This window comes from Brachybacterium sp., from assembly GCF_052095815.1.
In the GTDB taxonomy this organism is placed as follows: domain Bacteria; phylum Actinomycetota; class Actinomycetes; order Actinomycetales; family Dermabacteraceae; genus Brachybacterium.
Genome location: NZ_JBQDLF010000022.1, coordinates 35,770 through 61,000, shown reverse-complemented (window position 1 = coordinate 61,000; position 25,231 = coordinate 35,770). Strand labels below are relative to the sequence as shown.

18 protein-coding genes are annotated in these 25,231 nt (G+C 70.2%); 5 read left to right on the top strand and 13 right to left on the bottom strand.

Annotated features, from left to right (window positions below):
- From ACTH43_RS10330 to ACTH43_RS10320, 3 genes are all read right to left on the bottom strand, one after another.
- The coding region (locus tag ACTH43_RS10330) for an NAD(P)-dependent oxidoreductase (RefSeq protein ID WP_441444812.1) at positions 1 to 382 on the bottom strand (382 nt) is incomplete at its 3' end.
- Positions 383 to 543: 161 nt separating this feature from the next.
- Entirely contained in the window at positions 544 to 1,059 is a 516-nt protein-coding gene (gene ilvN / locus ACTH43_RS10325) for an acetolactate synthase small subunit (protein ID WP_345080766.1), read from the bottom strand.
- Between the two features lie 77 nt (positions 1,060 to 1,136).
- The gene (locus ACTH43_RS10320) at positions 1,137 to 2,927 is read right to left on the bottom strand and encodes an acetolactate synthase large subunit (RefSeq protein ID WP_441444811.1); all 1,791 of its coding nucleotides are present in this window, start codon (positions 2,925 to 2,927) and stop codon (positions 1,137 to 1,139) included.
- Between the two features lie 350 nt (positions 2,928 to 3,277).
- Here ACTH43_RS10320 and nirB point away from each other — a divergent pair, with 350 nt between their 5' ends.
- The 3 genes from nirB to cobA are packed head-to-tail and all read left to right on the top strand — an operon-like array spanning position 3,278 to position 7,985.
- Positions 3,278 to 5,962: a nitrite reductase large subunit NirB gene (gene nirB, locus ACTH43_RS10315; RefSeq protein ID WP_441444810.1), complete on the top strand. Its 2,685-nt coding sequence runs from the start codon at positions 3,278 to 3,280 to the stop codon at positions 5,960 to 5,962.
- Positions 5,962 to 6,378, top strand: a complete 417-nt coding sequence (gene nirD / locus ACTH43_RS10310) for a nitrite reductase small subunit NirD (RefSeq protein ID WP_441444809.1) — start codon at positions 5,962 to 5,964, stop codon at positions 6,376 to 6,378. Before nirB ends, nirD begins: the two co-directional genes overlap by 1 nt.
- Complete coding sequence (cobA, locus tag ACTH43_RS10305; RefSeq protein ID WP_441444808.1) at positions 6,375 to 7,985, top strand: uroporphyrinogen-III C-methyltransferase; 1,611 nt, start codon at positions 6,375 to 6,377, stop codon at positions 7,983 to 7,985. The genes nirD and cobA overlap by 4 nt, the downstream gene beginning before the upstream one ends.
- A gap of 231 nt (positions 7,986 to 8,216) precedes the next feature.
- Here cobA and ilvD read toward each other — a convergent pair whose 3' ends face one another.
- The 7 genes from ilvD to ACTH43_RS10270 all read right to left on the bottom strand — a co-directional run bounded on the left by ilvD (position 8,217) and on the right by ACTH43_RS10270 (position 17,661).
- On the bottom strand, positions 8,217 to 10,049 hold the full coding sequence (ilvD, locus tag ACTH43_RS10300; RefSeq protein WP_441444807.1) for a dihydroxy-acid dehydratase: 1,833 nt from the start codon (positions 10,047 to 10,049) through the stop codon (positions 8,217 to 8,219).
- Between the two features lie 73 nt (positions 10,050 to 10,122).
- Complete coding sequence (locus ACTH43_RS10295) at positions 10,123 to 10,986, bottom strand: hypothetical protein (RefSeq protein ID WP_441444806.1); 864 nt, start codon at positions 10,984 to 10,986, stop codon at positions 10,123 to 10,125.
- Positions 10,987 to 11,125: 139 nt separating this feature from the next.
- Complete coding sequence (locus ACTH43_RS10290; RefSeq protein ID WP_441444805.1) at positions 11,126 to 12,847, bottom strand: alanine/glycine:cation symporter family protein; 1,722 nt, start codon at positions 12,845 to 12,847, stop codon at positions 11,126 to 11,128.
- A 436-nt stretch (positions 12,848 to 13,283) separates the two neighbouring features.
- Entirely contained in the window at positions 13,284 to 14,798 is a 1,515-nt protein-coding gene (gatB, locus tag ACTH43_RS10285; protein WP_441444804.1) for an Asp-tRNA(Asn)/Glu-tRNA(Gln) amidotransferase subunit GatB, read from the bottom strand.
- Positions 14,798 to 16,318: an Asp-tRNA(Asn)/Glu-tRNA(Gln) amidotransferase subunit GatA gene (gene gatA / locus ACTH43_RS10280; RefSeq protein WP_441444803.1), complete on the bottom strand. Its 1,521-nt coding sequence runs from the start codon at positions 16,316 to 16,318 to the stop codon at positions 14,798 to 14,800. Before gatA ends, gatB begins: the two co-directional genes overlap by 1 nt.
- Positions 16,319 to 16,326: 8 nt before the next feature.
- Entirely contained in the window at positions 16,327 to 16,623 is a 297-nt protein-coding gene (gatC, locus tag ACTH43_RS10275; RefSeq protein ID WP_193116046.1) for an Asp-tRNA(Asn)/Glu-tRNA(Gln) amidotransferase subunit GatC, read from the bottom strand.
- Between the two features lie 198 nt (positions 16,624 to 16,821).
- Entirely contained in the window at positions 16,822 to 17,661 is an 840-nt protein-coding gene (locus ACTH43_RS10270; protein WP_441444802.1) for a GNAT family N-acetyltransferase, read from the bottom strand.
- A gap of 110 nt (positions 17,662 to 17,771) precedes the next feature.
- On the opposite strand from ACTH43_RS10270, the gene ACTH43_RS10265 reads away from it, so the two are divergent.
- Together ACTH43_RS10265 and ACTH43_RS10260 are read left to right on the top strand one after the other, a co-directional pair.
- On the top strand, positions 17,772 to 17,990 hold the full coding sequence (locus ACTH43_RS10265) for a hypothetical protein (protein ID WP_441444801.1): 219 nt from the start codon (positions 17,772 to 17,774) through the stop codon (positions 17,988 to 17,990).
- Between the two features lie 71 nt (positions 17,991 to 18,061).
- Positions 18,062 to 20,299: a RecQ family ATP-dependent DNA helicase gene (locus ACTH43_RS10260; RefSeq protein ID WP_441444800.1), complete on the top strand. Its 2,238-nt coding sequence runs from the start codon at positions 18,062 to 18,064 to the stop codon at positions 20,297 to 20,299.
- 33 nt (positions 20,300 to 20,332) lie between these two features.
- Here ACTH43_RS10260 and ACTH43_RS10255 read toward each other — a convergent pair whose 3' ends face one another.
- From ACTH43_RS10255 to mnmA, 3 genes are read right to left on the bottom strand one after another with little or no spacing between them, the layout of a single operon-like run.
- Positions 20,333 to 22,882, bottom strand: a complete 2,550-nt coding sequence (locus tag ACTH43_RS10255) for an NAD-dependent DNA ligase LigA (protein ID WP_441444799.1) — start codon at positions 22,880 to 22,882, stop codon at positions 20,333 to 20,335.
- A 35-nt stretch (positions 22,883 to 22,917) separates the two neighbouring features.
- Positions 22,918 to 24,042, bottom strand: coding sequence for a hypothetical protein (locus ACTH43_RS10250; RefSeq protein WP_441444798.1), 1,125 nt, complete (start codon positions 24,040 to 24,042; stop codon positions 22,918 to 22,920).
- Entirely contained in the window at positions 24,039 to 25,124 is a 1,086-nt protein-coding gene (gene mnmA / locus ACTH43_RS10245; protein ID WP_441444797.1) for a tRNA 2-thiouridine(34) synthase MnmA, read from the bottom strand. Before mnmA ends, ACTH43_RS10250 begins: the two co-directional genes overlap by 4 nt.
- Between the last annotated feature and the right edge of the window lie 107 nt (positions 25,125 to 25,231).

The window sequence follows — 25,231 nt, the reverse complement described above, 5'->3', positions numbered from 1 at the left end:
TCAGCAGCACGTCGACGCCCTCGGGGACCTCGATGTAGCCGAAGCGGATGTTGAAGCCGTGGGCGAAGGCGAGCGCCTTGCCCTCACCGAGGTGCGGCTGGATCGACTCGGCGTAGACCTTCCGCTGATCCTGGTCCGGGGTGAGGATCATGATCAGATCCGCCCACTCGGAGACCTCGGCGACGGTGCCCACGCCCAGGCCCTGCTCCTCAGCCTTCGCACGGGACTTCGAGCCCTCGCGCAGGCCCACCCGGACCTCGACGCCGCTGTCGCGCAGGTTCAGCGCGTGGGCATGGCCCTGGGAGCCGAAGCCGACGATCGCGACCTTCTTGCCCTGGATGATGGACAGGTCGGCGTTGTCGTCGTAGAAGATCTCAGCCACGTTGTGCTCCTTCGTGTTCGGGGTGCGGGCGACAGGTCGATCCTATCGCCGAGTGTCTTACGTTGTGAGAGGCCGTCTCAGTCCTGGAGACTCAGGTCCGGAGTTCCAGCCCTGGAGGTTCAGCCCTGGAGTTTCAGCCCTAGAGGTTCAGCCCGGGCGTTTCAGCCCAAGAGGCTGCGGTCGGTGATCGCGCGTCCACCCCGACCGATCGCGACCTCGCCGGACTTCACTATCTCGCGGATGCCGAAGGACTCGAGCATCCCCAGCAGCGCGCTGAGCTTGTCCTGGGTGCCGGTGGCCTCGACGGTCACCGAGTCGGCGGCCGCATCGACCACCTTGGCCCGGAACATCTGCACGATCTCCAGCACCGAGGTGCGGGTCGAGTTGTCCGCAGTCACCTTGATCAGGATGAGTTCGCGCTGGACCGTGGACCGGGCGTCGAGCTGGACGATCTTGAGCACGTTCACCAGCTTGTTCAGCTGCTTGGTGATCTGCTCGAGACGCCGCTGATCGACGTCGACCACCACGGTGATGCGGGAGATCTCCGGGTGCTCGGTTGGTCCGACCGCGAGCGAGGAGATGTTGTACCCGCGGCGCGAGAAGAGCGCGGTGACGCGGGTGAGCGCACCGGGCTTGTTCTCCACCAGGACCGAGAGGGTCTGGTTCTCGGGGGTCATGACGTAATCGGACGTGCTCGTCGGGTTTCCTGCGCCCGCAGAGCTTCCGGCGTTCATTGCACTCATGGCGTTCATGATCAGATGTCCCTCTCCCACTCGGGGCTCATGCCCTGCGCGATCTGGATCTCGTCGTTGGAGACGCCGGACGGCACCATCGGCCAGACCATCGCGTCGGCGCTGACGGTGAAGTCCACGATCACCGGGCGATCGTTGATCTCCATCGCCTGCTGGATGGTCGCGTCGATGTCCTCGTCCCGCTCGCAGCGCAGTCCGGCGCAGCCATAGGCGTCGGCGAGCTTGACGAAGTCGGGGATCCGGCGGGAGCCGTGCCCGGTGTTCAGGTCGGTGTTGGAGTAGCGCTTGTCGTAGAACAGGTTCTGCCACTGGCGCACCATGCCGAGGCTCGAGTTGTTGATGATCGCGACCTTGATCGGGATGTTGTTGATGACGCAGGTGGCGAGCTCCTGGTTGGTCATCTGGAAGCAGCCGTCGCCGTCGATGGACCACACCACCTTGTCCGGCTGACCCACCTTGGCACCCATCGCCGCCGGCACCGAGTAGCCCATGGTGCCCAGGCCCCCCGAGTTCAGCCAGGTGTAGGGGTTCTCGTACTTGATGAACTGGCTGGACCACATCTGGTGCTGGCCCACCCCTGCGACATAGATGGAGTCCGGTCCGGAGATCGCTCCGATGCGCGAGATCACCTTCTGGGGTGCGGTGAAGCCGTCCTCGGTCTCGGTCCAGCCCAGCGGGTAGTTGTCCCGGAGCATGTCCAGGGTGTTCCACCAGGTCTCGTAGTCACGGGTGTCGTCGGCCGCGATGCGATCCCGCAGCTCGGCGGTCAGAGCGCGGGCGATCTCGGCGGCCTGGCCGACGATCGGCACATCTGCCTCACGGTTCTTCGAGATCTCCGCCGGGTCGATGTCGGCGTGGACGATCTTCGCGCCGGGTGCGAAGGACTCCAGCACGCCGGTCACGCGGTCGTCGAAGCGGGCCCCGATGTTGACGATCAGATCGGAGCGCTGCAGGGCCGAGACCGCGGAGACGGTGCCGTGCATGCCCGGCATGCCCAGGTGGCTGGGGTGGGAGTCGGGCAGTGCGCCGCGGGCCATCAGCGTGGTGACGAAGGGGGCGCCGGAGACATCGATCAGCTCGCCGACCTCCTCGGTCGCACGGCCGCGCAGCACACCGCCGCCGAGCAGGAAGACGGGGCGCTTGGCTGCCATCAGCAACGAGACCGCCTCACGGATCTGCTTGCTGTGCGGGCGCGGGTCGGGGCGGTAGCCGGGCAGATCGAGCGCTTCGGGCCACTCGAAGGTGGTCATCGCCTGCTGGGCGTCCTTGGTGACGTCCACCAGCACCACGCCGGGTCGACCGGTCGATGCGATGTGGAAGGCCTGCTTGATCACCTTGGGGATGTCCTCCGCCTTGGAGACCAGGAAGTTGTGCTTGGTGACCGGCATCGTCATACCGACGATGTCCGCCTCCTGGAAGGCATCGGTGCCGATGAACATGGAGCCGACCTGGCCCGTGATCGCCACCATCGGGATCGAGTCCATCTGGGCATCGGCGATCGCCGTGATGAGGTTGGTCGCGCCGGGACCGGAGGTCGCCAGGCACACACCGACCTTGCCCGTGGCGTGGGCATAGCCGCTGGCCGCATGCCCGGCACCCTGCTCATGGCGAACCAGCACATGACGGAGGCCTTCGGCGTCCATCAGCGGGTCGTAGGTCGGCAGGATCGCACCGCCGGGAAGGCCGAAGACGACCTCTGCCCCGGCAAGCTTGAGGGACTCGACCAGCGCCTTGGCACCGGTCATCTGCTGTCCGTTCATCGGAACTCCTTCGTCGTCTCGGACGGTGGGCATGGCGGTGAACTGCTGCGTGGACCTCCTCGTCCCTCCGCCGTGCTGTCGCCGACGCACGAAAAAGCCCCTCCGCCAGGGACTCGGGAGGGGCGCGGATGACAGCTCGTAGTGACGAGGGGCGTCAGCCGCGCTCGGTAACTACGAGAAGGATCTTCTGCATGCCGACAGATTAGGCCTTTTCACAGCGCAGAGGCCACCTGTCCGGATTGCGAGACCGGGCGGACAGCAGGGTCGTGCCGCGCCACCCGCGGCGCCCTGCCGGACCGACGAAGGTCCTGCGGAGAGCGCATTTCGTCGTCTACCTTATGAGCGACGCCACCCGGCCCCCGAGAGGTTCGAGAACAGCAGCCATGAGCACCCCAGGACACTCCCCACTCATCGCCCCCGCGGAGCACGCGCCGCTGGCCGATCAGCGCATCGTCGTGATCGGTGGCGGCATGACCGGTCATCGCTTCGCCGCGCGCCTTCGCGCGCAGGACCCCGAGGGGCGGTGGACGCTCACCGTCATCGGCGAGGAGCCACAGCAGCCCTACGACCGGGTGCACCTGTCGAACTGGTTCGCCTCCCGCAACGCCGACCTGCTCTCCCTGGACGTCTCCGTCTGGGAGGACCCGCGCATCAGCCTGCTCACCGGGGACAAGGCCGAGACGATCGACCGGGTCGCCGCTCACGTGACCACGACGTCCGGCACCACCATTCCCTACGACCGGCTGATCCTCGCCACCGGCTCCTGGGCCTGGGCGCCGCGTGCCGACGGAAGCGAGCTGCCGGGGATCTTCTCCTATCGCACCGTGGGCGACGTCGAGCAGATCGCCGAATGGGTGGCGCTCCGCGAGAAGACGCTGGGACGCCAGGTCCGCGGCGTTGTGGTCGGCGGCGGCGTGCTGGGCCTCGAGGCCGCGGCCGCGCTGCAGGATCTCGGTGCCGCCTCGACCGTGGTCGAGTTCGCCGACCGGGTGATGGCGGTCCAGCTCGACCAGGGCGGCGGGGAGATGCTGCGCCTGCTGATCCAGGACAAGGGCATCGACGTGCGCACCGGGGTCGGCGCCTCCCGCTTCCAGCCCGCCGGGGACGGACAGGTCGGCACCGCAGTGCTCTCCGACGACTCCACCCTCGACGCGGACGTGGTCATCTTCTCCACCGGCATCCGCCCCCGGGACCGGCTCGCCCGCGAGGCGGGGCTCGCGATCGGCGAGCGCGGCGGCGTGGTCGTCGGCGATTCCTGCCAGACCTCCGACCCCGCGATCTGGGCGATCGGCGAATGCGCCTCCTTCCAGGAGGCCTGCGCCGGGCTCATCGCCCCGGGCAACGACATGGCCGATGTGGTCGTGGACCGCTTCCTGGGCGGCACCCGCACCCATCAGCGCAAGGACGACGGCACCAAGCTCAAGGGAGTGGGGGTGGACGCCGCCGCCTTCGGCGACGTCAACGCCGTCACCGCCGGAGCCCTCGAGGTCGCCTTCGTTGACCCCGTGAACCGCAAGTACCGCAAGCTGGTGATGTCCGATGATGCGAAGGTGCTGCTGGGCGGCGTGTTCGTGGGAGACATCGAGCTGTTCTCCCAGCTGCGCCCTCTGATCGGCCGCGCCCTGGGCGCGGACCCGTCGGCCGTGATCGCCCCCGAGGGCGGGGACGCGATGGCCGATGCCGAGCTGCCCGACGATGCGGTGGTCTGCTCCTGCAACAACGTCTCCGCAGGCACCATCCGCGCCTCGGTGACCGAGCATGGCTGCACCACGCTCGGCGAGGTCAAGGAGTGCACGACCGCGGGCACGGTGTGCGGCTCGTGCGTGCCCACCCTGACGAAGCTGCTGAACAAGGAGCTCGAGCGCTCTGGCATCGCGGTCTCCACCGCGATGTGCGAGCACTTCGCCCATTCCCGCGCCGAGCTGTACCAGCTGGTCAAGGAGGGCGGTCAGCAGACCTTCACCGAGATCGTCACCGCCTTCGGCCGGGGCCGCGGCTGCGCGGTGTGCAAGCCGGTCGTCGCCTCGCTGCTGTCGAGCCTCGGCACCACCTCCGGGCGCCTGCACTCGCCTGTCGGCGAGCAGCTGGGATCGCTCCAGGACACCAACGACCACGTGATGGCGAACATCCAGAAGAACGGCACCTATTCGGTGATCCCCCGGATGCCCGCCGGAGAGGTCACGCCCGAGCAGCTGCTGGTCCTCGCCCAGGTCGCCATCGACTACGGCCTGTACCTCAAGCTCAACGGCGCCCAGCGGATCGGCATGTTCGGGGCGCGGCTGGATCAGCTGCCCGAGATCTGGCGGCGCCTGGTCGATGCTGGCTTCGAATCCGGCCACGCCTACGGGAAGTCGCTGCGGATGGTGAAGTCCTGTGTGGGCTCCACCTGGTGCCGCTACGGCGTGCAGGACTCCACCTCGATGGCCGTCGCGCTCGAGCGGCGATACCGCGGCCTGCGCTCCCCGCACAAGCTCAAGGTCGGGGTCTCCGGCTGTGCACGCGAGTGTGCCGAGGCCCGCGCGAAGGACGTCGGCGTGATCGCGACGACCAAGGGCTGGAACCTGTACGTCGGCGGCAACGGCGGCGCCCAGCCTGCCCACGCCCAGCTGCTCATCGAGGACCTCGATGACGAGACCCTCGTCAAGTGCATAGACCGCTTCCTGATGCTGTACATCCAAGAGGCCGACAAGGTCCAGCGCACCGCGCGCTGGGTCGAGGACCGCGCGGGCGGGATCGAGGAGCTGCGCCGGGTGATCGTCGAGGACTCCCTCGGCATCGGCGAGGAGCTCGAGGCGCAGATGGCCAACCACGTCGCGACCTATGAGGATGAGTGGACCGCCACCCTCGACGACCCGCAGCGCATGGCCAAGTTCGTCTCCTTCATCAACGCCCCCGGAGTGGCCGATCCGGATCTCGCCTGGGTGCCCGAGCGCGGTCAGATGCGACCGGCGAACGAGATGGACCAGCACACCGCGCCCGACCCTGTCCGGGCACGGGCACTGGCCTCACTCAGCCTGGGGGCGACCAGCCCGCTGGGCGATTCCGTCGACGGCGAGGAGATCCGCTGATGACCACCCAGGACCAGACCATGATCGATGTCTGCGCACTCAGCGACCTCTCGGTCGAGCGCGGTGCCGCGGCGCTGCTCGGAGACGACCAGGTGGCGGTGTTCCGCCTGGTCGACGACTCTGTACGCGCCTGCCAGCAACGCGACCCGTACTCCGGGACCAACGTGCTCTCACGCGGGCTGATCGGCTCGCATGAGGTCAGCAGTGACGGTGAGGAGCCCGGGGAACTGGTGCCCACGATCGCCTCACCGATGTACAAGCAGGCCTGGAACCTCGACACCGGTGAGGTGCTCGACGCCGGCGGCGGCGAAAAGCTCCCGATCGCAGTGCACGAGGCGCAGGTGCGGGACGGCCGGGTGCTGGTCTCCGCCACGCCCCGACCTCTCGCAGCCGGCGCCACCGGGATCGCCCCATGACCGCCGCCCTCCCCTCATTCGACGGGGTGCTGGGCGACGCGACGCTCTCCCCCGGTGCCGTGGCGCTGGTGGGCGGCGGGCCCGGCGCCCTCGACCTGATCACCGTGCGCGGGCTGCACCTGCTGCAGCAGGCGGACGTGGTGGTCGTGGACCGGCTGGGACCGCGCGGCCTCACCGAGCGGCTGGGCACGGAGGTGACGCTGATCGACGTGGGCAAGACCCCCGGGCATCCCTCCCGCGCTCAGGAGCAGATCGGGGCGCTGCTGGTCGAGCACGCCCGGGCCGGCCGTCGCGTGGTGCGGCTCAAGGGCGGGGACCCGTTCCTGCTGGGCCGCGGCGGCGAGGAGGTCCTGGCCTGCCGCGCCGCCGGCATCGAGGTGCAGGTGGTGCCCGGCGTGACCTCCGCCATCGCCGGCCCCGCGGCCGGGGATGTCCCGGTCACCCATCGCGGTGCCGCGGTCGCTCTGCACGTGGTCAACGCCCACGGAGATCTCGGTCCCGCGGATCTCGCGGCGCTCCGGGATCCCGGCACCACCACCGTGCTGATGATGGGCGTGGGGTGGCTGCCCCGGCTGGTCTCCCAAGCGCTGCTGAACGGCGTCGCCCCCGAGACCCCGGTCGCGGTGATCCAGAGCGCGACCCTGCCCGAGCAGCGGAGCGTGCGCGGCACCCTGGCCACGATCGAGAAGACGGTGCGGGAGGCCGGCATCGGCTATCCCGCGGTGATCACGGTGGGCCGCACCTCGGCCGAGGGGTTCCTGGGGGCTCACTCCCCCGGCTCCCCCGGATCCCCCGACTTCCCTGCCGCTCCCGGCGCCACCGACTCCCCTGCCGCTCCGGTACGCGGGGCGGGGCGGGAGGCGCTGCCTGCGACCGAGCTGGCGGACCGCGCCGCGGTGCCCGTGCTCATCGGCTGCGCGCACGGCACCCGGCTGCGCGAGGGCCGTGACGTGATCCGGGCGATCCTGCGCCGGATCGCCGAGCAGCTCCCCTCCGTCGCCGTGCGGGAGGCGTACGTGGATGTGCAGAGCCCGGAGGTCGCCGAGGTCGTGACCCAACTGGCGCCGGCGAGCACCACCGTGCGCACCCGCGAGGAGGACACCCCGCCGGCCGCGGTGGTGGTGCCGCTGCTGCTATCCACCGGTTTCCACGTGGGCGAGGACATCGCCGGCGCTGTCGCCGGTCACGAAGCGCTGGCCGCAGCGCCTCTCGGCCCTGATCCCCGGCTCGCCGAGGTGATGGCCCAGCGACTTCAGGAGGCAGGGGCCCAGCCTGATGACGCAGTGGTGATGGCGGTCGCCGGCACCCGCGACCGGGCGGGGCAGGAGATGGCCGCGCAGATGGGCGCGCTGCTCTCCGCACGGCTCCAGCGCGAGGTGACCGTCGGCTTCATCGCCGCGGCGCAGCCCACGGTCGCCGATGCCGTGACCCAGGCTCGGAAGCGCACCGGAGCCCGGGTGGTGGTCGCCACCTATCTGCTGGCTCCCGGCTACTTCCATGCCCAGCTGCGGCAGGTCGGCGCGGATCTGGTGGCGGCGCCGCTGGGAGACCACCCGTTGATCGCCGAGATCGCGGTGGACCGCTACCGCTCCGTGCTGGGCGCCTGAGGGATGGGATAGCGGGCAGGAGCTGGCGTCCCGCAACGCCGTAGCCCACGCCGTCCACGCTTCCCGCGCCGCACCCCACGCAGCACACGCAACTCACGCAACTCACGCAACTCACGCAACTCACGCAACTCACGAGCATCCCCTCTGAGCTGTCGCCACGGCATGTGCCAGGCGACAGCTCAGAGGGGATGGAGACCTGCTCGGCTCAGTCCAGAGCCTCAGTCCAGAGCCTCAGTCCAGGTGCCGGCGGGTGGCGCCGTAGGTCGCCGAGCGCACCAGGTGGGCGTAGACCTTGAGCGCCTGGGAGACCTTGCGGTCGCGGTTCTCAGGGCGCCACGGCAGCGGGCCCTTCGCCGCGCGGCGGCGCTCGAGCTCGTCCTCGGGCACATCCAGCTCGAGCAGGCGCTTGTCGACATCCATGATGATCTTGTCGCCGTCCTCGATCAGACCGATCAGCCCGCCCTCGGCCGCCTCCGGCGAGATGTGGCCGATGGAGACGCCGCTGGTGCCGCCGGAGAAGCGGCCGTCGGTGATCAGGGCACAGGTCTTACCCAGGCCCCGCCCCTTGAGGAACGAGGTCGGGTAGAGCATCTCCTGCATGCCGGGACCGCCCTGCGGACCCTCGTAGCGGATCACCACGACGTCGCCGGCCTTGACCGTCTTGTCGAGGATCTTCTGGACGGCCACCTCCTGGGAGTCGCAGACCACCGCGGTGCCCTCGAAGTGGAAGAGATCCTCGGTGATGCCGGCGGTCTTGAACACCGCACCGTCCCGCGCGAGGTTGCCCTTGAGCACGGCGAGGCCGCCGTCCTTGGTGTAGGCGTGCGGGACGGAGCGGACCACGCCGTTCTCCCCGTCGGTGTCCAACTCGTCCCAGGTGTTCGTGGTCGAGAAGGCCTGGGTGGTGCGCACTCCGCCGGGGGCGGCGTGGAAGAGCGCCTCGGCCTTCTTCGAGGCGGTGCCGCCGCGGATATCCCACTCCGCGAGCCAGCTGGCGAGGTCCGGGGAGTGGACGGTGTGGATGGAGTGGTCCAGCAGTCCGGCCCGGTCCAACTCGCCGAGGATCGCGGGGATCCCCCCGGCGCGGTGGACGTCCTCCACGTGCGCGGTGCCGTTCGGGGCGACCTTGGACAGGGTGGGCACCAGGCGCGAGATGCGGTCGATGTCGTCCAGGCCGAAGTCGACGCCGCCCTCGATCGCGACGGCGAGTATGTGCAGGATGGTGTTTGTCGAGCCGCCCATCGCCACGTCCATCGCCATGGCGTTCCCGAACGCGGCCTTGGTCGCGATCGAGCGCGGCAGCACCGACTCGTCGCCGTCCTCGTAGTAGCGCTTGGAGAGCTCGACGATCTTCCGCCCGGCCTCGAGGAAGAGCTCCTTGCGGAAGGCGTGCGTGGCGAGCGTGGTGCCGTTGCCCGGCAGGGAGAGGCCGAGCACCTCGGTGAGGCAGTTCATCGAGTTCGCGGTGAACATGCCGGAGCAGGAGCCGCAGGTGGGGCAGGCGTTCTCCTCCACCTCCGCCAGCTGTGCGTCGGTGATGGAGTCATCGGCCGACAGCGACATCGCATCGACCAGGTCGATGCGGTGCTCGGTGACGCCCTCGATCGGCTTGCCGGACTCCGAGGGGCCGCCAGAGACGAACACGACGGGGATGTTCAGCCGCATCGCGGCCATCATGTGGCCCGGGGTGATCTTGTCGCAGTTGGAGATGCACACCAGCGCGTCCGCGGTGTGGGCGTTGACCATGTACTCGATGGAGTCAGCGATGATGTCGCGGCTGGGCAGCGAGTAGAGCATGCCGCCGTGGCCCATGGCGATGCCGTCATCCACGGCGATGGTGTTGAACTCCTTGGAGACACCGCCGGCCTCCTCGATCGCCCCGGCGACCAGGTCCCCCATGTTCTTGAGGTGGACGTGGCCCGGCACGAACTGGGTGTAGGAGTTCGCGATCGCGATGATCGGTTTGCCGAAGTCGCCGCTCTTCATGCCGGTGGCGCGCCACAGGGCGCGAGCGCCGGCCATATTGCGGCCGTGGGTCGAGGTGCGGGAACGGAGCTGAACCATGCAGGCATGCTACGCCGCCATGCGAGATGCCGGTGTCACCATCCGGACAGCGGACGGTGAGGTCTCTGGTCGTCTAACGTCCCGTCTGCTCCACGAAGAGGTAGACCGCCGAGTCCTCGATGAAGCTGTCGTGGCCGATCCCGAACCAGGTGCCCGCGGCGTCGGCGGGTCGCTCGCCCTCGACCTCGCAGACCATCGAGCGCTCGAACTCCTCGCCCTCGTCGCAGGCTGCGGTGATCTCCACATCGGAGGGCCCGTCGCTGACCTGGGTCGCGCGGAAGCCCTCCTCGGTCGCGGCGGCGATCGTCTCGGGGGTCTCGTCCTGGCCCACCAGATAGGCGAAGTGGAAAGTCTGGTCTGCCTGCAGCCGGAGCTCCCCGGCGTCCTCGGCGGCGGCGCGCACGATCAGGGCGGTGTTCCCGTTGGTGGTTCGCACCAGGGCCACATCCCAGGTTTCGGAGACATCCTCAAGGGCGTCTCCTTCGATGCTGCCCCCGGTGCACCTGATCTGCTCCCCGAGGAGAACGTCACCGGGACAGTCCGGGTTGCTCACCGTGGCCTCCAGGAAGGTGCTGACCTGGCTGCCGACCTCCTCGGCGGGGACCTTCTCGGCGCCGTCGAGGAGGGGCAGGAAGAGGTAGTGGCTGCCGGGGTCGGTGGGATCGGCGGTGTGTGCTCCTCCCCCGTCGCTCGCCGCAGGGTCAGCGCCCTCCGCGCCGGGCGCGGTCTCCTCGGACTCGGACGGGGCCGGAGTCGTCGCACCGGGCTGCTGCGTGGTCGTCGGACTCGGCGCGGACGGCTGCGTCGGCTCATCGCCGCCGCGCGTGCAGCCCGCCAGCGCGAGAGCTGCGACAGCGACCAGCGCAGCCCCCCGGGTGGTGCTCCGGCACAGACTGCGCGCAGCTCTGCGCACGCCCCTGGTCCCCTGCATGCTCATGACGGCCGTTCCCCCAGTGCAACGCTGCCGGCCCGTGCTCGTCCCGGACGGTTCCGGGTGGACCTCCGGATGACGGTAATCGGCGTCGCTCGGCGGGTCCACCCGGCAGGGGCCGGCTCAGCACCTCCCCTGCCCGAGGTCACCTCCCGGCCGGGTCCTTCGCGAGAGCATCGCCGTCGAGGTCCGGCGCTGCGTCGAGGTCCTGCGCTGCGTCGGGATCGATCGCCAGGCCCCACCCCTCCGGTGCGCCCATCGGAGAGGTGAGCTCTTCGTCGTGGTGGTCCGCACGAACCGGGAAGTCCGGGTCCTCGGCGAGCTGTCGATGCAGATCCGACAGCCGCAGCTCCTCGGTCAGGGTCCGCACGCGCTCAGCCGCAACCTGCTCGGGGGTGGGCTCATGGTCGCCCATGCCCACCTGGAGCGCGGGTTCGACCTCTTCCAACGCGCCGATGCTCACGCGGTACTTGTGACGCAGGATCTCCAGCCGCAGCACGCGGGCGAGGAAGTAGATGCCGAGCAGGTTCGGGAGGGCCATGAGGAAGAACATGGCGTCGGAGAAGGCGATCACCGAGTCCAGCGAGATCGCTGCACCGACCACGATGGCCAGCACCCAGATGATGCGGAACCCGGTCTTCACGCCGTTGCTGCTGCCGAAGAGGAACATCGCGTTCAGCTCGCCGTAGTAGGCGTAGGCGAGGATCGTCGAGAAGCCGAACAGCGTCACCGCGATGGTGAGCAGGATGGGGAACCAGCCGGTCACCGTCGCGAAGGCGCTCGCGGTGAGGGCCACTCCGTCGGCGTCTCCGGTGGTGTACACGCCGGTGACCACGATCGCGAGGGCGGTAAGCATGCAGATGCCGATCGAGTCGACCAGCGGCTCCCACATCGCGGTGAAGCCCTCGGTGGCGGGCTCCTTGGTCTTCGAGGCGCTGTGCGCCATCCCGGCAGATCCGACACCCGCCGCGTTGGAGAACAGGGCTCGCTGGATGCCGATCACGGCGACGCCGATGATGCCGCCGGTGACTCCGTCCGCCGTGAAGGCACCGGTGAAGATCTGACCGAAGGCCTGCGGGACGGCAGTGATGTTGACAGCCAGGATGATCAGGATGCAGGCGGTGTAGAGCACGGCCATGGCAGGTGTGAGTGCGGAGGTCCAGCGCGCGATCGACTTCACGCCGCCGAGCACCACGGCGCCAGCGAGCACCGCGAGCACCACCCCGATGACCCAGCTGTTCCCCTGCAGGAAGCCGCTGCCCGTCGCGCCGGAGATGATGGCTGCGACCTGATTGGCCTGGAAGAGGTTTCCGGCACCGAACACACCGACCAGGGCGAAGACCGCATACAGGACCGCCAGCACGCCGCCCAGGCGCTTGCGGCCGATCGAGGCGAGGCCATCCCGCAGGTAGTACATGGGGCCGCCCTCGGTGGTCCCGTCCTCGTTGACCTTGCGGAACAGCACTCCAAGGGTGGCTTCGGCCATCTTCACGCTCATCGCGAAGAAGCCGAAGATCGCGATCCACAGCGCCGCACCCGGCCCTCCCGCGCTGATCGCCACCGCGACGCCGGCGATGTTGCCCAGCCCCACCGTGCCCGAGAGCTCGGTGGCCAGCGCCTGGTAGCTCGAGACCTCCCCCGGATCGGTCTTGGCGGTGTATCGCCCGCGGATCACCCGGATCGAGTGCTTGAGCCCGGTGATCGGCTGGAAGCGCAGCCAGACCGTGAGGAACACCGCGGCGGCCATCAGCCAGACCACGATGACGGGCACTCCGCCGAAGACCGGGACCTCGAAGAACACGACGGCGCTGAGCCAGTCCGCGATCGGGCCGAAGTATCGTTCCACGGCTGCGTCTATGCCTGTCATCGGGCGCGTTCTCCTCCGGCGGGATGGTCCGCCTGTGGTGTCGGTGTCATGGCGCCGCTGCCGTCACCCGACGATCCGGGGAGGCGCTGGCGCACGGGCATCGACGACTGTACAGACGCTGAGATACCGGTGAGTCAGTGCTGTGGGCGGCGCAGGAGAGGTGGGTTCTCGCTGGCCACATGGCCGAAGCGTGGCCGGAGGCTCCCCTTTGTCGGACAATCTGGCACCGAGACAATTTACCAAGTCTTGACCTTTGGTATGCGGTCGTTCACAACGACGCCGCCCGTCGGCGGTGCCGGTGCCCGCCACCGCCCCAGAGCCCGAGCCCGAGCCCGAGCCCGAGCAGAGCCCGCACCTGTACCCGGGCCTGGACCCGGAACGGCGGACGGCCCGGCCCCGCCTGAGGCGGGGTCGGGCCGTCCACAGATCACGGACCTCAGCTCACGCCGAGCTTCTCCATGATGATCTCGCGCACGCGGCCGGCGTCGGCCTGGCCGCGGGTGGCCTTCATGATCGGGCCGATGAGGGCGCCGATGGCCTGGACCTTGCCGCTGCGGATCTTCGCGACCACATCGGGGTTGTCGGCGATCGCCTGATCCACGGCGCCGGTGAGCACCGAGTCGTCGGAGACCACTGCGAGGCCCTCGGCCTCGACGATCGCGGTCGGGTCGCCCTGGCCCTCGAGCACCTTGGTGAGGACCTGCTTGGCGATCTTGTCGTTGATCTTCTTCCCGTCGACCAGGCTCTGCAGCTCGGCGACCTGGGCAGGAGTGACGTCGAGGGCTGTGATGTCGAGGTCGCGGTCCTTCGCGATGCGGGCCAGCTCACCCATCCACCACTTGCGGGCGCTCTGCGCACTCGCACCGGCGGCGACGGTCGCCTCGATGAGATCGAGGGCGTCGGCATTGATGACGTCCCGCATCTCGAGGTCGCTGAAGCCCCATTCGCCTCGCAGACGACGCCGACGCGCGGCGGGCAGCTCGGGCAGGCTCGTGCGAATCTCCTCGACCCACTCCCGGCTCGGCGCGACCGGCACGAGGTCCGGCTCGGGGAAGTAGCGGTAGTCCTCCGCATCGGACTTCGGGCGACCCGAGGAGGTGCCGCCGGTGTCCTCGTGGAAGTGGCGCGTCTCCTGGATGACCTTCTGGCCGGCATCGAGCACGCCCGCCTGGCGGGAGATCTCGTAGCGGACCGTGCGCTCGATCGAGCGGAAGGAGTTCACGTTCTTCGTCTCGGTGCGGGTGCCCAGCTCCGCCTCGGGGCTGTCCCGCAGGGAGACGTTGATGTCGGCGCGCACATTGCCGCGCTCCATCTTCGCCTCGGAGACGTCCAGCGCCCGGAAGATGTCGCGCAGGGTGCGCACGTAGGCCGCGGCGACCTCGGGGGCGCGCCCCTTGGTGTTCGGGATCGGCTTGGTGACGATCTCGACCAGCGGCACACCGGCGCGGTTGTAATCGACCTGCGAGTGAGTCGCTCCGTGGATGCGCCCGGTGGAGCCCCCGACGTGGGTGTTCTTGCCGGCGTCCTCCTCCATGTGGGCGCGCTCGATCTCGACCCGGATGATCTCGCCATCCTCCAGCTCGATGTCGACCCAGCCCTCATAGGCGATGGGCTCGTCGTACTGCGAGGTCTGGAAGTTCTTCGTGAGGTCGGGGTAGAAGTACTGCTTGCGCGAGAAGCGGCAGGTCTCGGCGATCGAGCAGTTCAGCGCCAGACCGATCTTGATCGCGTACTCGACGGCCTTGTGGTTCACGACCGGCAGCGCGCCGGGCAGGCCGAGCGAGGTGGGGGTGATCGCCGTGTTCGGCTCGGCCGCGAAGATGTTCGGCGCGCCGTCGAACATCTTGGTGGCGGTGCCCAGCTCGACGTGGACCTCGATGCCGAGCACGGGGTCGAAGCGCGAGATGGCCTCGTCGTAGTCGACGAGTTCGATATCGGATGCAGTGCTCATCAGTTCGCTCCTCCGGTGAGCTCGGGGGCCTTGGCCAGCAGGGGTCCGCCCCAGGAGTCCTCGAGCAGTGCCTCCAGGGCGCCGCCCACGCGGTACAGGCGCTCGTCGGCGCGGGCCGGGGCGAGGAACTGGATGCCGGCGGGCAGGCCGTCCTCGGCGAGGCCGCTGGGCAGCGAGATGCCCGGCACGCCGGCGAGGTTGGCGGGGATGGTGGCGATGTCGTTCATGTACATCGCGGTGGGATCGTCGACCTTCTCGCCGAGGCGGAAGGCGACCGTCGGGGCGGTCGGCGAGGCGAGCACGTCGACCTGTTCGAAGGCGGCGGCGAAGTCGCGCTGGACGAGCGTGCGCACCTTCTGGGCGCTGCCGTAGTAGGCGTCGAAGTAGCCGGCCGACAGGGCGTAGGTGCCCAGCAGGATGCGGCGCTTGACCTCGTCGCCGAAGCCGGCGCCGCGCGTCGCCTTCATGACGTTCTCGGCGGTGGGGTGGTCCTCGGGGACCACGCGCAGGCCGAAGCGCATGCCATCGAACTTCGCGAGGTTGCTCGACGCCTCCGAGGGCATGATCAGGTAGTAGGCGCCCAGCGCGTAGCGGAAGTTCGGGCACGAGACGCGCACGATCTCCGCTCCGGCGCGCTCGAGCTGCTCGAGCGACTCGGCGAAGCGGGCGCTGACCTCGGGGGCGAAGCCCTCGCCCTCGAGCTCCTCGATGACACCCACGCGCAGGCCCTTGACGTCCTTGCTGCGGGCGGCCGCGGCGAAGGGGCCGACGGCATCGGTGAGGGAGGTCGAGTCATGCGGGTCGTGCCCGGCGATCAGCTCATGCAGCAGCGCCGAATCCTCGACGGTGCGGGTCACGGGGCCGGCCTGGTCCAGCGAGCTGGCCATGGCGATCAGCCCGTAGCGGGAGACGGAGCCGTAGGTGGGCTTGACGCCCACGGTGCCGGTGACGGCGCCAGGCTGACGGATCGAGCCGCCGGTGTCGGTGCCGATCGCGAGCGGGGCCTCGTAGGCGCCCACTGCCGCGGCGGAGCCGCCGCCGGAGCCGCCGGGGATCCGGTCGCGGTCCCAAGGGTTGCGGGTGGGGCCGTAGGCGCTGGTCTCGGTGGACGAGCCCATCGCGAACTCGTCCATGTTGGTCTTGCCGAGGATCGGCAGACCGGCCTTGCGCAGGGCCGTGACCAGGGTCGCGTCGTAGGGAGGGATCCACCCCTCGAGGATCTTGGAGCCCGCGGTGGTGGGCTGGCCCTCGGTGACCACGACGTCCTTGACGGCGATGGGGACGCCGGCCAGACCGTGCAGCTGCTCGCCGGCTGCGCGGCGGGTGTCGACCTCGCGGGCGGCGTCGAGGGCCTCGTCGGTGTTGACGTGGAGGAAAGCGTTCAGATCGCCGTCGACGGCGGCGATGCGGTCCAGGTGGGCGCGGGTGAGCTCCTCGGAGGAGATCTCACCGGCGGTCAGCGCGGCGGCCTGGGCGGCGGCGCTGCGGCGGATGATGTCGGTCTGGTTCTGGGGGGTCATCTGTGGGGTCACTCCTCGCCCAGGATCTGCGGGACGGCGAAGCGGCCGTCCTGCGCCTCAGGAGCGCCGGCGAGCGCCTGCTCCTGGGTCAAGGTGGTCTCGACGACGTCCTCACGGAAGACGTTCGTCATGGCAATGGGGTGGGACGTCGCGGGAACATCCTCGGTGGCGACCTCGGACACGGAGGCGACAGCATCCATGATGGAGTCGAACTCGCCGGCGAAGCGGTCGATCTCCTCATCGGTGAGCTGGATCCGTGCGAGGTCGGCGAGGCGTGCGACGTCATCTCGTCCGATCGAAGGCATGTGGGTCATTCTAGGTCGACGCAGTGACCTCGCGGGCCGACGGGCCCCGGCGCACGGGAAGGGAGAGCGGGATCATGGCCCCCGATCCCACCGCGATCCCACCGCCCGGCGCATCCGGCGTGGCGCCGCTGAGCGCCGCTGAGCGCCACGGAGCAGCTGCGACCTGCCACAGAGCTCCGTGAACGAGCCTTCACCCGTTCACTCGCTGAGCGGCGCCCCCGGAACGGCTGCCGCTGCCGGCACCCGGTAGTGATAGCCGCCGATCCGGCGGAAGCCGAGGTCCCGGTACAGGGTGCGGGCAGGGGTGTTGTCCGACTCGACCTCGAGCAGGACCCGCTGCGCTCCCTGGACCGCGGCGAAGGCGAGGAGCGTGCCGGACAGGGCGCGGCCCAGGCCCCGGCGTCGTTGCGCGGGGTCGACCGCGACCATGTTGAGCACCGCGACGGTCTCCTTCCCCACCTCGACCAGGGCGGCGCGGCCCACGGCGGCGTCCGGCGTCTGCCCGGCGGGAAGGCGCACCTGGACCGCGGGAGTGCCGGCGAGGATGTCGTGCATCGTGCGGCGGGAGTCCTCTCCTTCGCGCGGAGCGAGCCGCCAGGCGGCCGCGAACCAGTCCTCGTCGAGTCCGCCGGTGGCGATCACTGCCGAGGGGTGCGGGCGGGGCAGAGCGCCGGACAGCGCCAGCTCCAGGATCTCGCTGCCGCCGACGCTGCGGTCCCCGCGGGCGGCGAGCAGCTCATCCAGCTCCTCCGGGGTGACGCCCTCGATGATCCGGTGGACAGGATGCTCTCCCGCCATCGTGACCAGTGACTCCACCCGGTCCAGCGCTGCGGCGAGCGCTTCGGGGGAGGTCGGGGGGTCGAGCGCGATGATGCTGTGTGCACGCTTGGTGACGCCGCGTGAGCGCAGCAGCGCGAAGCCGTCGACGTCGAGCCGCTGCAACGGCCGCCAGCCGGCGATGAGCGCCTCGCCGAGTCGGGAGCCCGTGAGCGGGCGGGGGGCCGAGGAACGGGAGCTGGAGCGGGTACGTCGGGTCACCGGGCAGAGCCTACCTATCCTGCCGCGGAGCCGCCGGGCTCCCCGCGCGGTGCCGCCCCGTCGCTTCGGTAGACTCCTGCTTCCCCCACCGACCATGAAGGGACCTCGACATGTCCGTCGACCCGAACATCGATTACCACGCCCACGACCCTGAGGACGGCGAGCAGCGGTCGGATGATCCCGTGCTCCGTGAGGCTCAGGAGCTCGAGGCACGGATGCGCCGCGCGCTGGCCACCAAGGAGGATCCGCTGCGCGATGGCGAGTCGACCTCGGAGCGTCTGCGTCGCCTCGAGCAGGAGCAGGCCGCCCAGAGCCCCTCGGAGGACTGACGGCGCGGTGCCGCAGCTCCTCAGCGGAGCGCCGCGACTCATCCGTCGTGCGGACTTGTCACACTGAGGGCATGACTGCCGGCATCGACTCCCCCACCTCCCCTGCACTCTCCCTCCGCGAGGAGGCCCGCGAGGCGCTCGAAGCGCTGACCGGTCACGTGGGGGCAGACTTCCACGACGGGCAGTTCGAGGCGATCTCCGCGCTGGTCCAGGACCGGCGTCGGGTGCTGGTGGTCCAGCGCACCGGCTGGGGCAAGTCCGCGGTGTACTTCCTGGCCGCGCTGCTGCAGCGCCGTCGGGGTGCTGGTCCGGCCCTGATCGTCTCGCCGCTGATCGCCCTCATGCGCGACCAGGTCGCCGCCGCCCGCCGCGCCGGGGTGCGGGCGGAGGCGATCAGCTCCGCGAACCCCACCGAGTGGTCCGATATCGAGCAGGCTCTGGCCGCGGACCAGATCGATGTGCTGCTGGTCTCCCCCGAGCGGCTGGTCAATCCCCGCTTCCGGGAGGAGCAGCTGCCTCGCCTGGTGGAGCGCTGCGGCCTGCTGGTGATCGATGAGGCCCACTGCATCTCCGACTGGGGCCATGACTTCCGGCCCGACTACCGCCGGCTGCGGGATCTGGTCGCCGAGCTCGGCCCGGACGTGCCGGTGCTCGCGACCACCGCGACCGCGAACTCGCGGGTGGTCGCGGATGTCGCCGAGCAGCTGGGCGTCCAGGCACCGCAGGGCACCGACGCCGAGAGCGAGGTGCTCACCCTGCGCGGCCCGCTGACCCGCGCGTCGCTGCGCCTGGGGTCGCTCTCGCTCGATGACGATCGGGCCCGCCTGTCCTATCTGGTGGAGCATCTGGACCAGCTGCCGGGCTCGGGCATCATCTACACCCTCACGGTTTCCGCGGCGGAGGACCTCGCTGAGCTGCTGGACCGCCCGGACCGCCGGGTGCGCGCCTACACCGGCCGCACCGATCCGGAGGAGCGAGCCGAGCTGGAACGGGCGCTGAAGGACAACGAGGTCAAAGCGCTCGCGGCCACCAGCGCGCTGGGCATGGGGTTCGACAAGCCGGATCTGGGGTTCGTGGTCCACCTCGGCGCACCGAGCTCGCCCGTCGCCTACTACCAGCAGGTGGGCCGTGCCGGTCGTGCCACCGAGACCGCGGACGTGCTGCTGCTGCCCGGCCGGGAGGATCGCGCGATCTGGGAGTACTTCGCGACTGCATCGATGCCCTCCCAGGAGAACGCGAGCGCGGTGCTCAGCGCCCTGGCCTCCTCGGAGCGACCGCTGTCCACCCCGGCGCTCGAAGCACGAGTGGACGTGCGCCGCACCGCACTCGAGCTGCTGCTGAAGGTGCTCGCGGTCGACGGAGCGGTGCAGAACGTCAAGGGCGGCTGGATCGCGACCGGAACGCCCTGGACCTACGACGGGCCGCGCTACGAGAACGTCGCCCGAGCACGCCGCGAGGAGCAGCAGGCGATGCTCGAGTACGAGCGGCTGCGCAGCGGGGATCCGCAGCAGTGCCGGATGCTGTTCCTCGCCCGGCAGCTCGATGATGACACCGCGACCCCCTGCGGTCGCTGCGATATCTGCGCGGGCCCCTGGTACCCGGGGCCGGGCACGGGATCAGCGCTGCCCTCCCCGGAGCAGGGCAGCGCTGCGGAGCAGGTCTCCGCGCTGCTGGAGCGGGTCGGGGTGCCGGTGGCTCCGCGCGCGCAGTGGCCCCAGGGGCTGGACCGCCTGGGCGTGGTCGACGAGAACGGGCGCACCCCGCGCGGGAACATCCCGGCGGGACTGCGCGCCGAGGAGGGACGGGCGCTGGCGCGTTCCTCCGACCTCGGCTGGGCTGCTCTGCTGCGTCAGGTGCTGCGCACCGACGAGGAGGGCCGTCCGGTGGACTCCGAGGTGCCGGAGGCGCTGGGACGTCGCATCGTCGAGGTGCTCGCCGCCTGGGACTGGGAGCAGCGCCCGGCGGCCGTGGTCGCGGTCCCGTCGCTGACCCGTCCGCATCTGGTGAGCTCCCTCGCCGCTGGCATCGCGTCCGTGGGCCGGCTCGCCGACCTCGGGCAGCTCGGGCTCGCCCCGGGCGCCGCGCCCCTGCGCGCGGGCGGGAACAGTGCCTTCCGGCTGGCAGACCTCTGGGACCGCTTCGTGGTCACCGAGGAGCTGCAGCAGCAGCTCGAGGCGCAGGAGGGGGCTCCGCTGCTGCTGGTGGACGACACCATCTCCTCGCGCTGGACGATGACCGTCGCCGCCCGCGCGCTGCGACGTGCCGGGTCCGGACCGGTGCTGCCCCTCGCCCTCGCTCTGGAGGCGTGAGCCGCCGGGCGGCGACCCCGTCCGACGGCGCGATCACTCCCCCGGAGTCTCCTCCGCCGCAGAATCATGGAGCTGCTCGGGCTCGAGGGCGACCGCCTCGGCGCCGCCGGCGAGTAGGGCCACAAATCCGGCCTCGTCGAGGATCCGCAGCCCGAGGTCCCGAGCCTTGGTCTCCTTCGTCCCGGCGTTCTCCCCGACCACCACGAAGTCGGTCTTCTTCGAGACCGAGCCGGAGGCCTTCCCGCCCCGGGAGATGATCGCCTCCTTCGCCCCGTCGCGCGTGAATCCCTCGAGGCCGCCGGTGACCACCACGGTCAGGCCCTCGAGGGTCCTCACGAATCCCTCGGCGACCTCATCGGCCATCCGCACGCCCGAGTTCGCCCAGCCGTCGACCAGCTCGCGATGCCAGTCCACGGCGAACCATTCGACGACTGCCTCGGCGATGATCCCGCCGACCCCGTCGGTGTCCGAGAGCTGCTCGACGCTCGCCGCCCGGATCGCCTCCATCGAGCCGTAGGCCGTGGCGAGGGACCGCGCGGCCGCAGGTCCCACATGGCGGATCGAGAGCGCGACCAGCACCCGCCACAGCGGCTGCTCCTTCGCCTTCTCGAGCTCGTTCATCAGCGTCTCGGTGGACTTCAGCACTGCCGGCTGCTTCTGCTGCTTCCAGAGCGCCTCGCGCTTGTAATGGCGGAACTGGGGGCGGGACCAGAAGGCGGGCTGGATCCTCCAATCGCCGGTCGGCTCCCCGTCCCGGCGCTCCGGCTGCCAGACGTACACGTCCTGCAGGGCTGCGGGGGTGAGGTCGAAGAGGTCGGAGCCGGTGGTGATCACGGGCTGCTGGAGGGCGGGCAGCAGCGGATCGTCGACCGCGGTGATCCGCAGCAGCGGCACTCCGTCGGTGCCGTCGGTGACCTCACCGTTCTTGATCACCACGAAGTTGTGCTGCTCGGTGTCCGCGGCATCGCGGATCGGCAGGTGGACGGCATGCCCTGCGGCGAGCGCGGCGAGTGCCTCACCACGGCGCTTGTCGGGATCGGTCAGCGCGATCGCGCTCTCCTCGCCGAGCGACTCGATGTCGAAGGCCCCGCGGGAGCCTGCGTGCTCGACCCTGCCGGCGACCTGGGCGGGGCAGTCCTTCTGATTGGGGCAGCGCCAGTCCTTGTCCCCCTCCTTCTCGGGGCGGATCTCGGTGCCGCAGGCCGGGCAGTGGGTGGGCATCACGAAGAGGCGCTCGCTGCCATCTCGCAGTGACTCGACCGGGCCGAGGATCTCGGGGATCACGTCTCCTGCCTTGCGCAGGATGATGGTGTCGCCGATCAGCACCCCCTTGCGCTCGACGTCGAACTGGTTGTGCAGCGTCGCCTTCTCGACGGTCGATCCCGCCACGGTGACCGGCTCCATCACGCCGAACGGCGTCACCCTGCCGGTACGGCCCACCTGCACCTGGATGTCCAGCAGCTTGGTGGTGACCTCCTCGGGCGGGTACTTGAAAGCCGTCGCCCAGCGCGGGGCACGGGAGGTGGAGCCCAGTGCGCGCTGCTGGGCGAAGGTATCGATCTTGACGACGATCCCGTCGATCTCGTGCTCGACGTCGTGGCGGTGCTCGCCGTGGTGCTCGACGTAGCTGACCACCTCATCGATCGACTCGGTGACGGCCATGTAGCGGCTGGTGGGCAGCCCCCACGAGGCGAGCAGCTCGTACATCTCGCTCTGAGAGGCCACCGGCGGGTCCGGCCAGGCCCCGAGCCCGTGCACCGTGAGCCTCAGCGCGGCCAGCCTGGCCTCCCCGGCCTCTCGCTCCAGGCCGTCCTTCTTCTCCAGCTGCTGGCGCAGTCCGCCGGCAGCTGTGTTCCGCGGATTGGCGAAGCTGGGGAACCGCCGGGTGGCGGCGAGCAGCTCGCGCTGCTCATCGAAGGGCCGACGGCCGCTGGCCTGCCGGGATTCCCAGCGGGTGCGGGACTCCTCGACGGCGCGCTCGCGCAGCTCGAGCTGGAACTCGTTCAGGCGCGTGAAGTCCTCCGTGGGCATGAACACCTCGCCGCGCACCTCGACCAGCGCCGGATGGCCGGTGCCCTCGAGCCGCTGCGGGATCTGGACGATGCGCAGAGCATTTGCGGTGACGTCTTCGCCGGTGCGCCCGTCGCCGCGGGTCGCCGCGGTGATCAGCTCGCCGTGCTCGTAGCGGAGGTTGATGGCGAGTCCGTCGATCTTGAGCTCGGTGAGATAACGGGCCTGTCCACCGAGCTCCGCGGCGGCGTGCGTGCACCACTCCCGCAGCTCGTCGATCGAGAACACGTTGTCCAGGCTCTGCATCCGCTCGGCATGGTCGATCGTGGGCAGGCCCGCGGCGGCGGCCCCGCCGACGGTGCGGGTGGGAGAATCCTCGGCCGCCAGCTGCGGATTCGCCTCCTCGAGCGAGCGCAGCTCCTGCTCGAGCCGGTCGTACTCGGCATCGGCCATGGTGGGCGAATCATGCTCGTAGTAGTCCGCGCGCGCCTGCTCGATCTGCGCGGTGAGAGAGGCGATGCGCTGCTGCGCGGTCTCATCGGCGGTGCGGGGTCCTTGCTCGTTCGTGGTCACCAGAACATTGTGACGCACGGGTGCGACTGTCAGGCTCAGGCGGCCAGGCGCTCCGCCCAGGACGGTGCGACCCGCAGCAACGCCTCGAGAGCCGGTTCGTCGAGCAGGGTCGATGCCTCCGGCTGTGCGGAGGGGTCGACCAGACCGCTGTGCATCGCATGGGAGGCTCCCGTATGGGCGATCACGGCGACCCCCGCGGCATCGGCGTCGCTGTGGCCCAGGCGTCGCCAGGTCTCGAACATCATCTCCAGCTCGGGGCCGAGCAGCCCGCCGGGCCGAGGGTCGACGACCAGTTCGAAGGCGCAGCCGTCATCGCAGGCTTCCGCGATGCCCTCCCAGAGGGCGCGGCCCTCGGGGGTGGTCAGTGCGGGAAGTCGGCGCGGGGCGATCGCCATCCGGCGTGCACCGGCGTCGCGGGCGGCGCGCAGCAGCGAGATGTCAGCGCCGGCCCCGAGGGTGACGGAGCTCGCGTCCAGACCGTATTCCTCGAGCGCGACGAACAAGCAGCGCCAGAGCACCCCGATCTCCGGGGCCGGGATCGGCGCGTAGCGACGTCGGCCGGAGGGGGTCGGGATCCGGCCCTGATGAACCGCCGCCACAGCATCCTCGCGCAGCAGCACGTGCAGCTGCGCGCCGGGGACCCGGTCGTGCAGCGAGGTCAGATGGTCGACCAGCCCTTCGGCCAGCAGCATCGGCAGGTCACGCACGGCCCCGGGGTCGCCCAGGGTCCGCTCCCCCGACTGCAGGAAGGTGGCGCCGGAGAGGGTGGCCGGGCCCAGCGCGGTCGTCATCAGCGGACCCTCATAGCCCAGCAGCGCGATGCGTGCCGCATCGAGCATCCGCTCTCTCAGCTCGCGAGCATGCTGCCAGGCTCGTCCGGTGCCGGAGCCCAGGCGCCAGCCGTAGCTGACGAGATCGCCGGTGGTCTCGGCGAGCAGGGCCAGGCTTGCCGGCAGCAGGTGGTCGGTCTCGTCACGGCCGAGGGCCGAGGGCAGGTAGAGCCGGGTCGCGATCTGCTCCTCGAGGTCATCACCGAGCAGGGCGCGCAGGCGCATCAGCGCCGCGAGCGGCGGGTCGGCCGGAAGTTCGAGCCGATCAGCCTGCTCGGCGGTGGGAGCACGGTAGGTGCCGTCTCCGGTGAGGGTGACCAGGGGCTTCATCGGCGGCGCTCCAGGGTGGCGGCGGCGAGGACTCGGTCCCCGTCATAGAGGACGAGGGTCTGTCCGGGGGCGACGCCGCGGATCGGGGTGCTGAGCCGCACCCGCAGGCCGGTGCCCGTCGCAGGGGTCTCGAGGACCTCGGCGGGGGTCGCCTCGCCGTGGGCACGGATCTGGGCATGGACCTGGCGTCCCACCTCGAGCGGCTCGAAGGAGACCACGTCGGTCGCGAGCAGCTCTCGCGTGGACAGCAGCTCGCCGGCTCCGATCACCACCTGGCGGGAGGCGGGGTCGATGTCCACTACGTAGCGGGGAGCGCCGTCGGGTGCGGGCTGCTGGATCCCCAGACCCTTGCGCTGTCCGATCGTGAAGCCGTGGGTGCCGCGGTGGGCGCCGAGCACCTTCCCCTGATCATCGAGGACCTCACCGGGTGCCTCTCCCAGATGGCGCTCGAGGAAGCCGCGGGTGTCCCCGTCGGCGACGAAGCAGATGTCGTAGCTGTCGGGCTTGGTGGAGACGCCGAGCCCGCGGGCTCGGGCCTCTGCTCGCACCTCGGCCTTGGTCTCGTACTCGCCGAGGGGGAACAGGGAGCGGCCCACGGCCTCCGGTCCCATCACCGCCAACACATAGGACTGGTCTTTCGCCATATTGCGCGAGCGGTGCAGGGACGGCGCACCGTCCGGGCCGTCGGTGCGGATCGAGGCGTAGTGGCCCGTGCACACGGCATCGAAGCCCAGCAGGGTGGCGCGCTCCATGAGTGAAGCGAACTTGATCCGCTCGTTGCAGCGCACGCAGGGGTTCGGGGTGCGGCCTGCCGCGTATTCGGACAGGAAATCCTCGACCACCAGGTCGTGGAAGTCATCGGAGAGGTCCCAGACGTAGTACGGGATGCCGATGCGATCGGCGGCACGGCGGGCGTCCGAGGCATCCTCCACCGTGCAGCAGCCGCGGGAGCCGGTGCGGGTCTGGTCGCGGTTCTTCGACAGCGCCATGTGCACGCCGACCACCTCGTGCCCGGCCTCGGCGGCGCGCGCCGCGGCGACCGCGGAATCCACCCCGCCGCTCATCGCTGCCAGCACCTTCACCCCGTCCACCTTCCCTCGTCCGATTCTCCAGTCTACGGAGACGAGGCTGTTCGGCCGAGGGGTGGGGAACGTGATGTTCGCCCCGGATCGCGCGTCGGAGATGGCGT

What these genes read in the sequence shown, in the direction of transcription:
- gatB (WP_441444804.1), bottom strand. Translation starts at nt 14,798, where the DNA reads ATGAGCACTGCATCCGATATCGAACTCGTCGACTACGACGAGGCCATC.
- ACTH43_RS10265 (WP_441444801.1), top strand. Translation starts at nt 17,772, where the DNA reads ATGTCCGTCGACCCGAACATCGATTACCACGCCCACGACCCTGAGGAC.
- cobA (WP_441444808.1), top strand. Translation starts at nt 6,375, where the DNA reads ATGACCGCCGCCCTCCCCTCATTCGACGGGGTGCTGGGCGACGCGACG.
- ilvN (WP_345080766.1), bottom strand. Translation starts at nt 1,059, where the DNA reads ATGACCCCCGAGAACCAGACCCTCTCGGTCCTGGTGGAGAACAAGCCC.
- nirB (WP_441444810.1), top strand. Translation starts at nt 3,278, where the DNA reads ATGAGCACCCCAGGACACTCCCCACTCATCGCCCCCGCGGAGCACGCG.
- gatC (WP_193116046.1), bottom strand. Translation starts at nt 16,623, where the DNA reads ATGCCTTCGATCGGACGAGATGACGTCGCACGCCTCGCCGACCTCGCA.
- ACTH43_RS10250 (WP_441444798.1), bottom strand. Translation starts at nt 24,042, where the DNA reads ATGAAGCCCCTGGTCACCCTCACCGGAGACGGCACCTACCGTGCTCCC.
- ACTH43_RS10260 (WP_441444800.1), top strand. Translation starts at nt 18,062, where the DNA reads ATGACTGCCGGCATCGACTCCCCCACCTCCCCTGCACTCTCCCTCCGC.
- ACTH43_RS10290 (WP_441444805.1), bottom strand. Translation starts at nt 12,847, where the DNA reads ATGACAGGCATAGACGCAGCCGTGGAACGATACTTCGGCCCGATCGCG.
- ACTH43_RS10320 (WP_441444811.1), bottom strand. Translation starts at nt 2,927, where the DNA reads ATGCCCACCGTCCGAGACGACGAAGGAGTTCCGATGAACGGACAGCAG.
- nirD (WP_441444809.1), top strand. Translation starts at nt 5,962, where the DNA reads ATGACCACCCAGGACCAGACCATGATCGATGTCTGCGCACTCAGCGAC.
- ACTH43_RS10295 (WP_441444806.1), bottom strand. Translation starts at nt 10,986, where the DNA reads ATGAGCATGCAGGGGACCAGGGGCGTGCGCAGAGCTGCGCGCAGTCTG.
- ilvD (WP_441444807.1), bottom strand. Translation starts at nt 10,049, where the DNA reads ATGGTTCAGCTCCGTTCCCGCACCTCGACCCACGGCCGCAATATGGCC.
- gatA (WP_441444803.1), bottom strand. Translation starts at nt 16,318, where the DNA reads ATGACCCCCCAGAACCAGACCGACATCATCCGCCGCAGCGCCGCCGCC.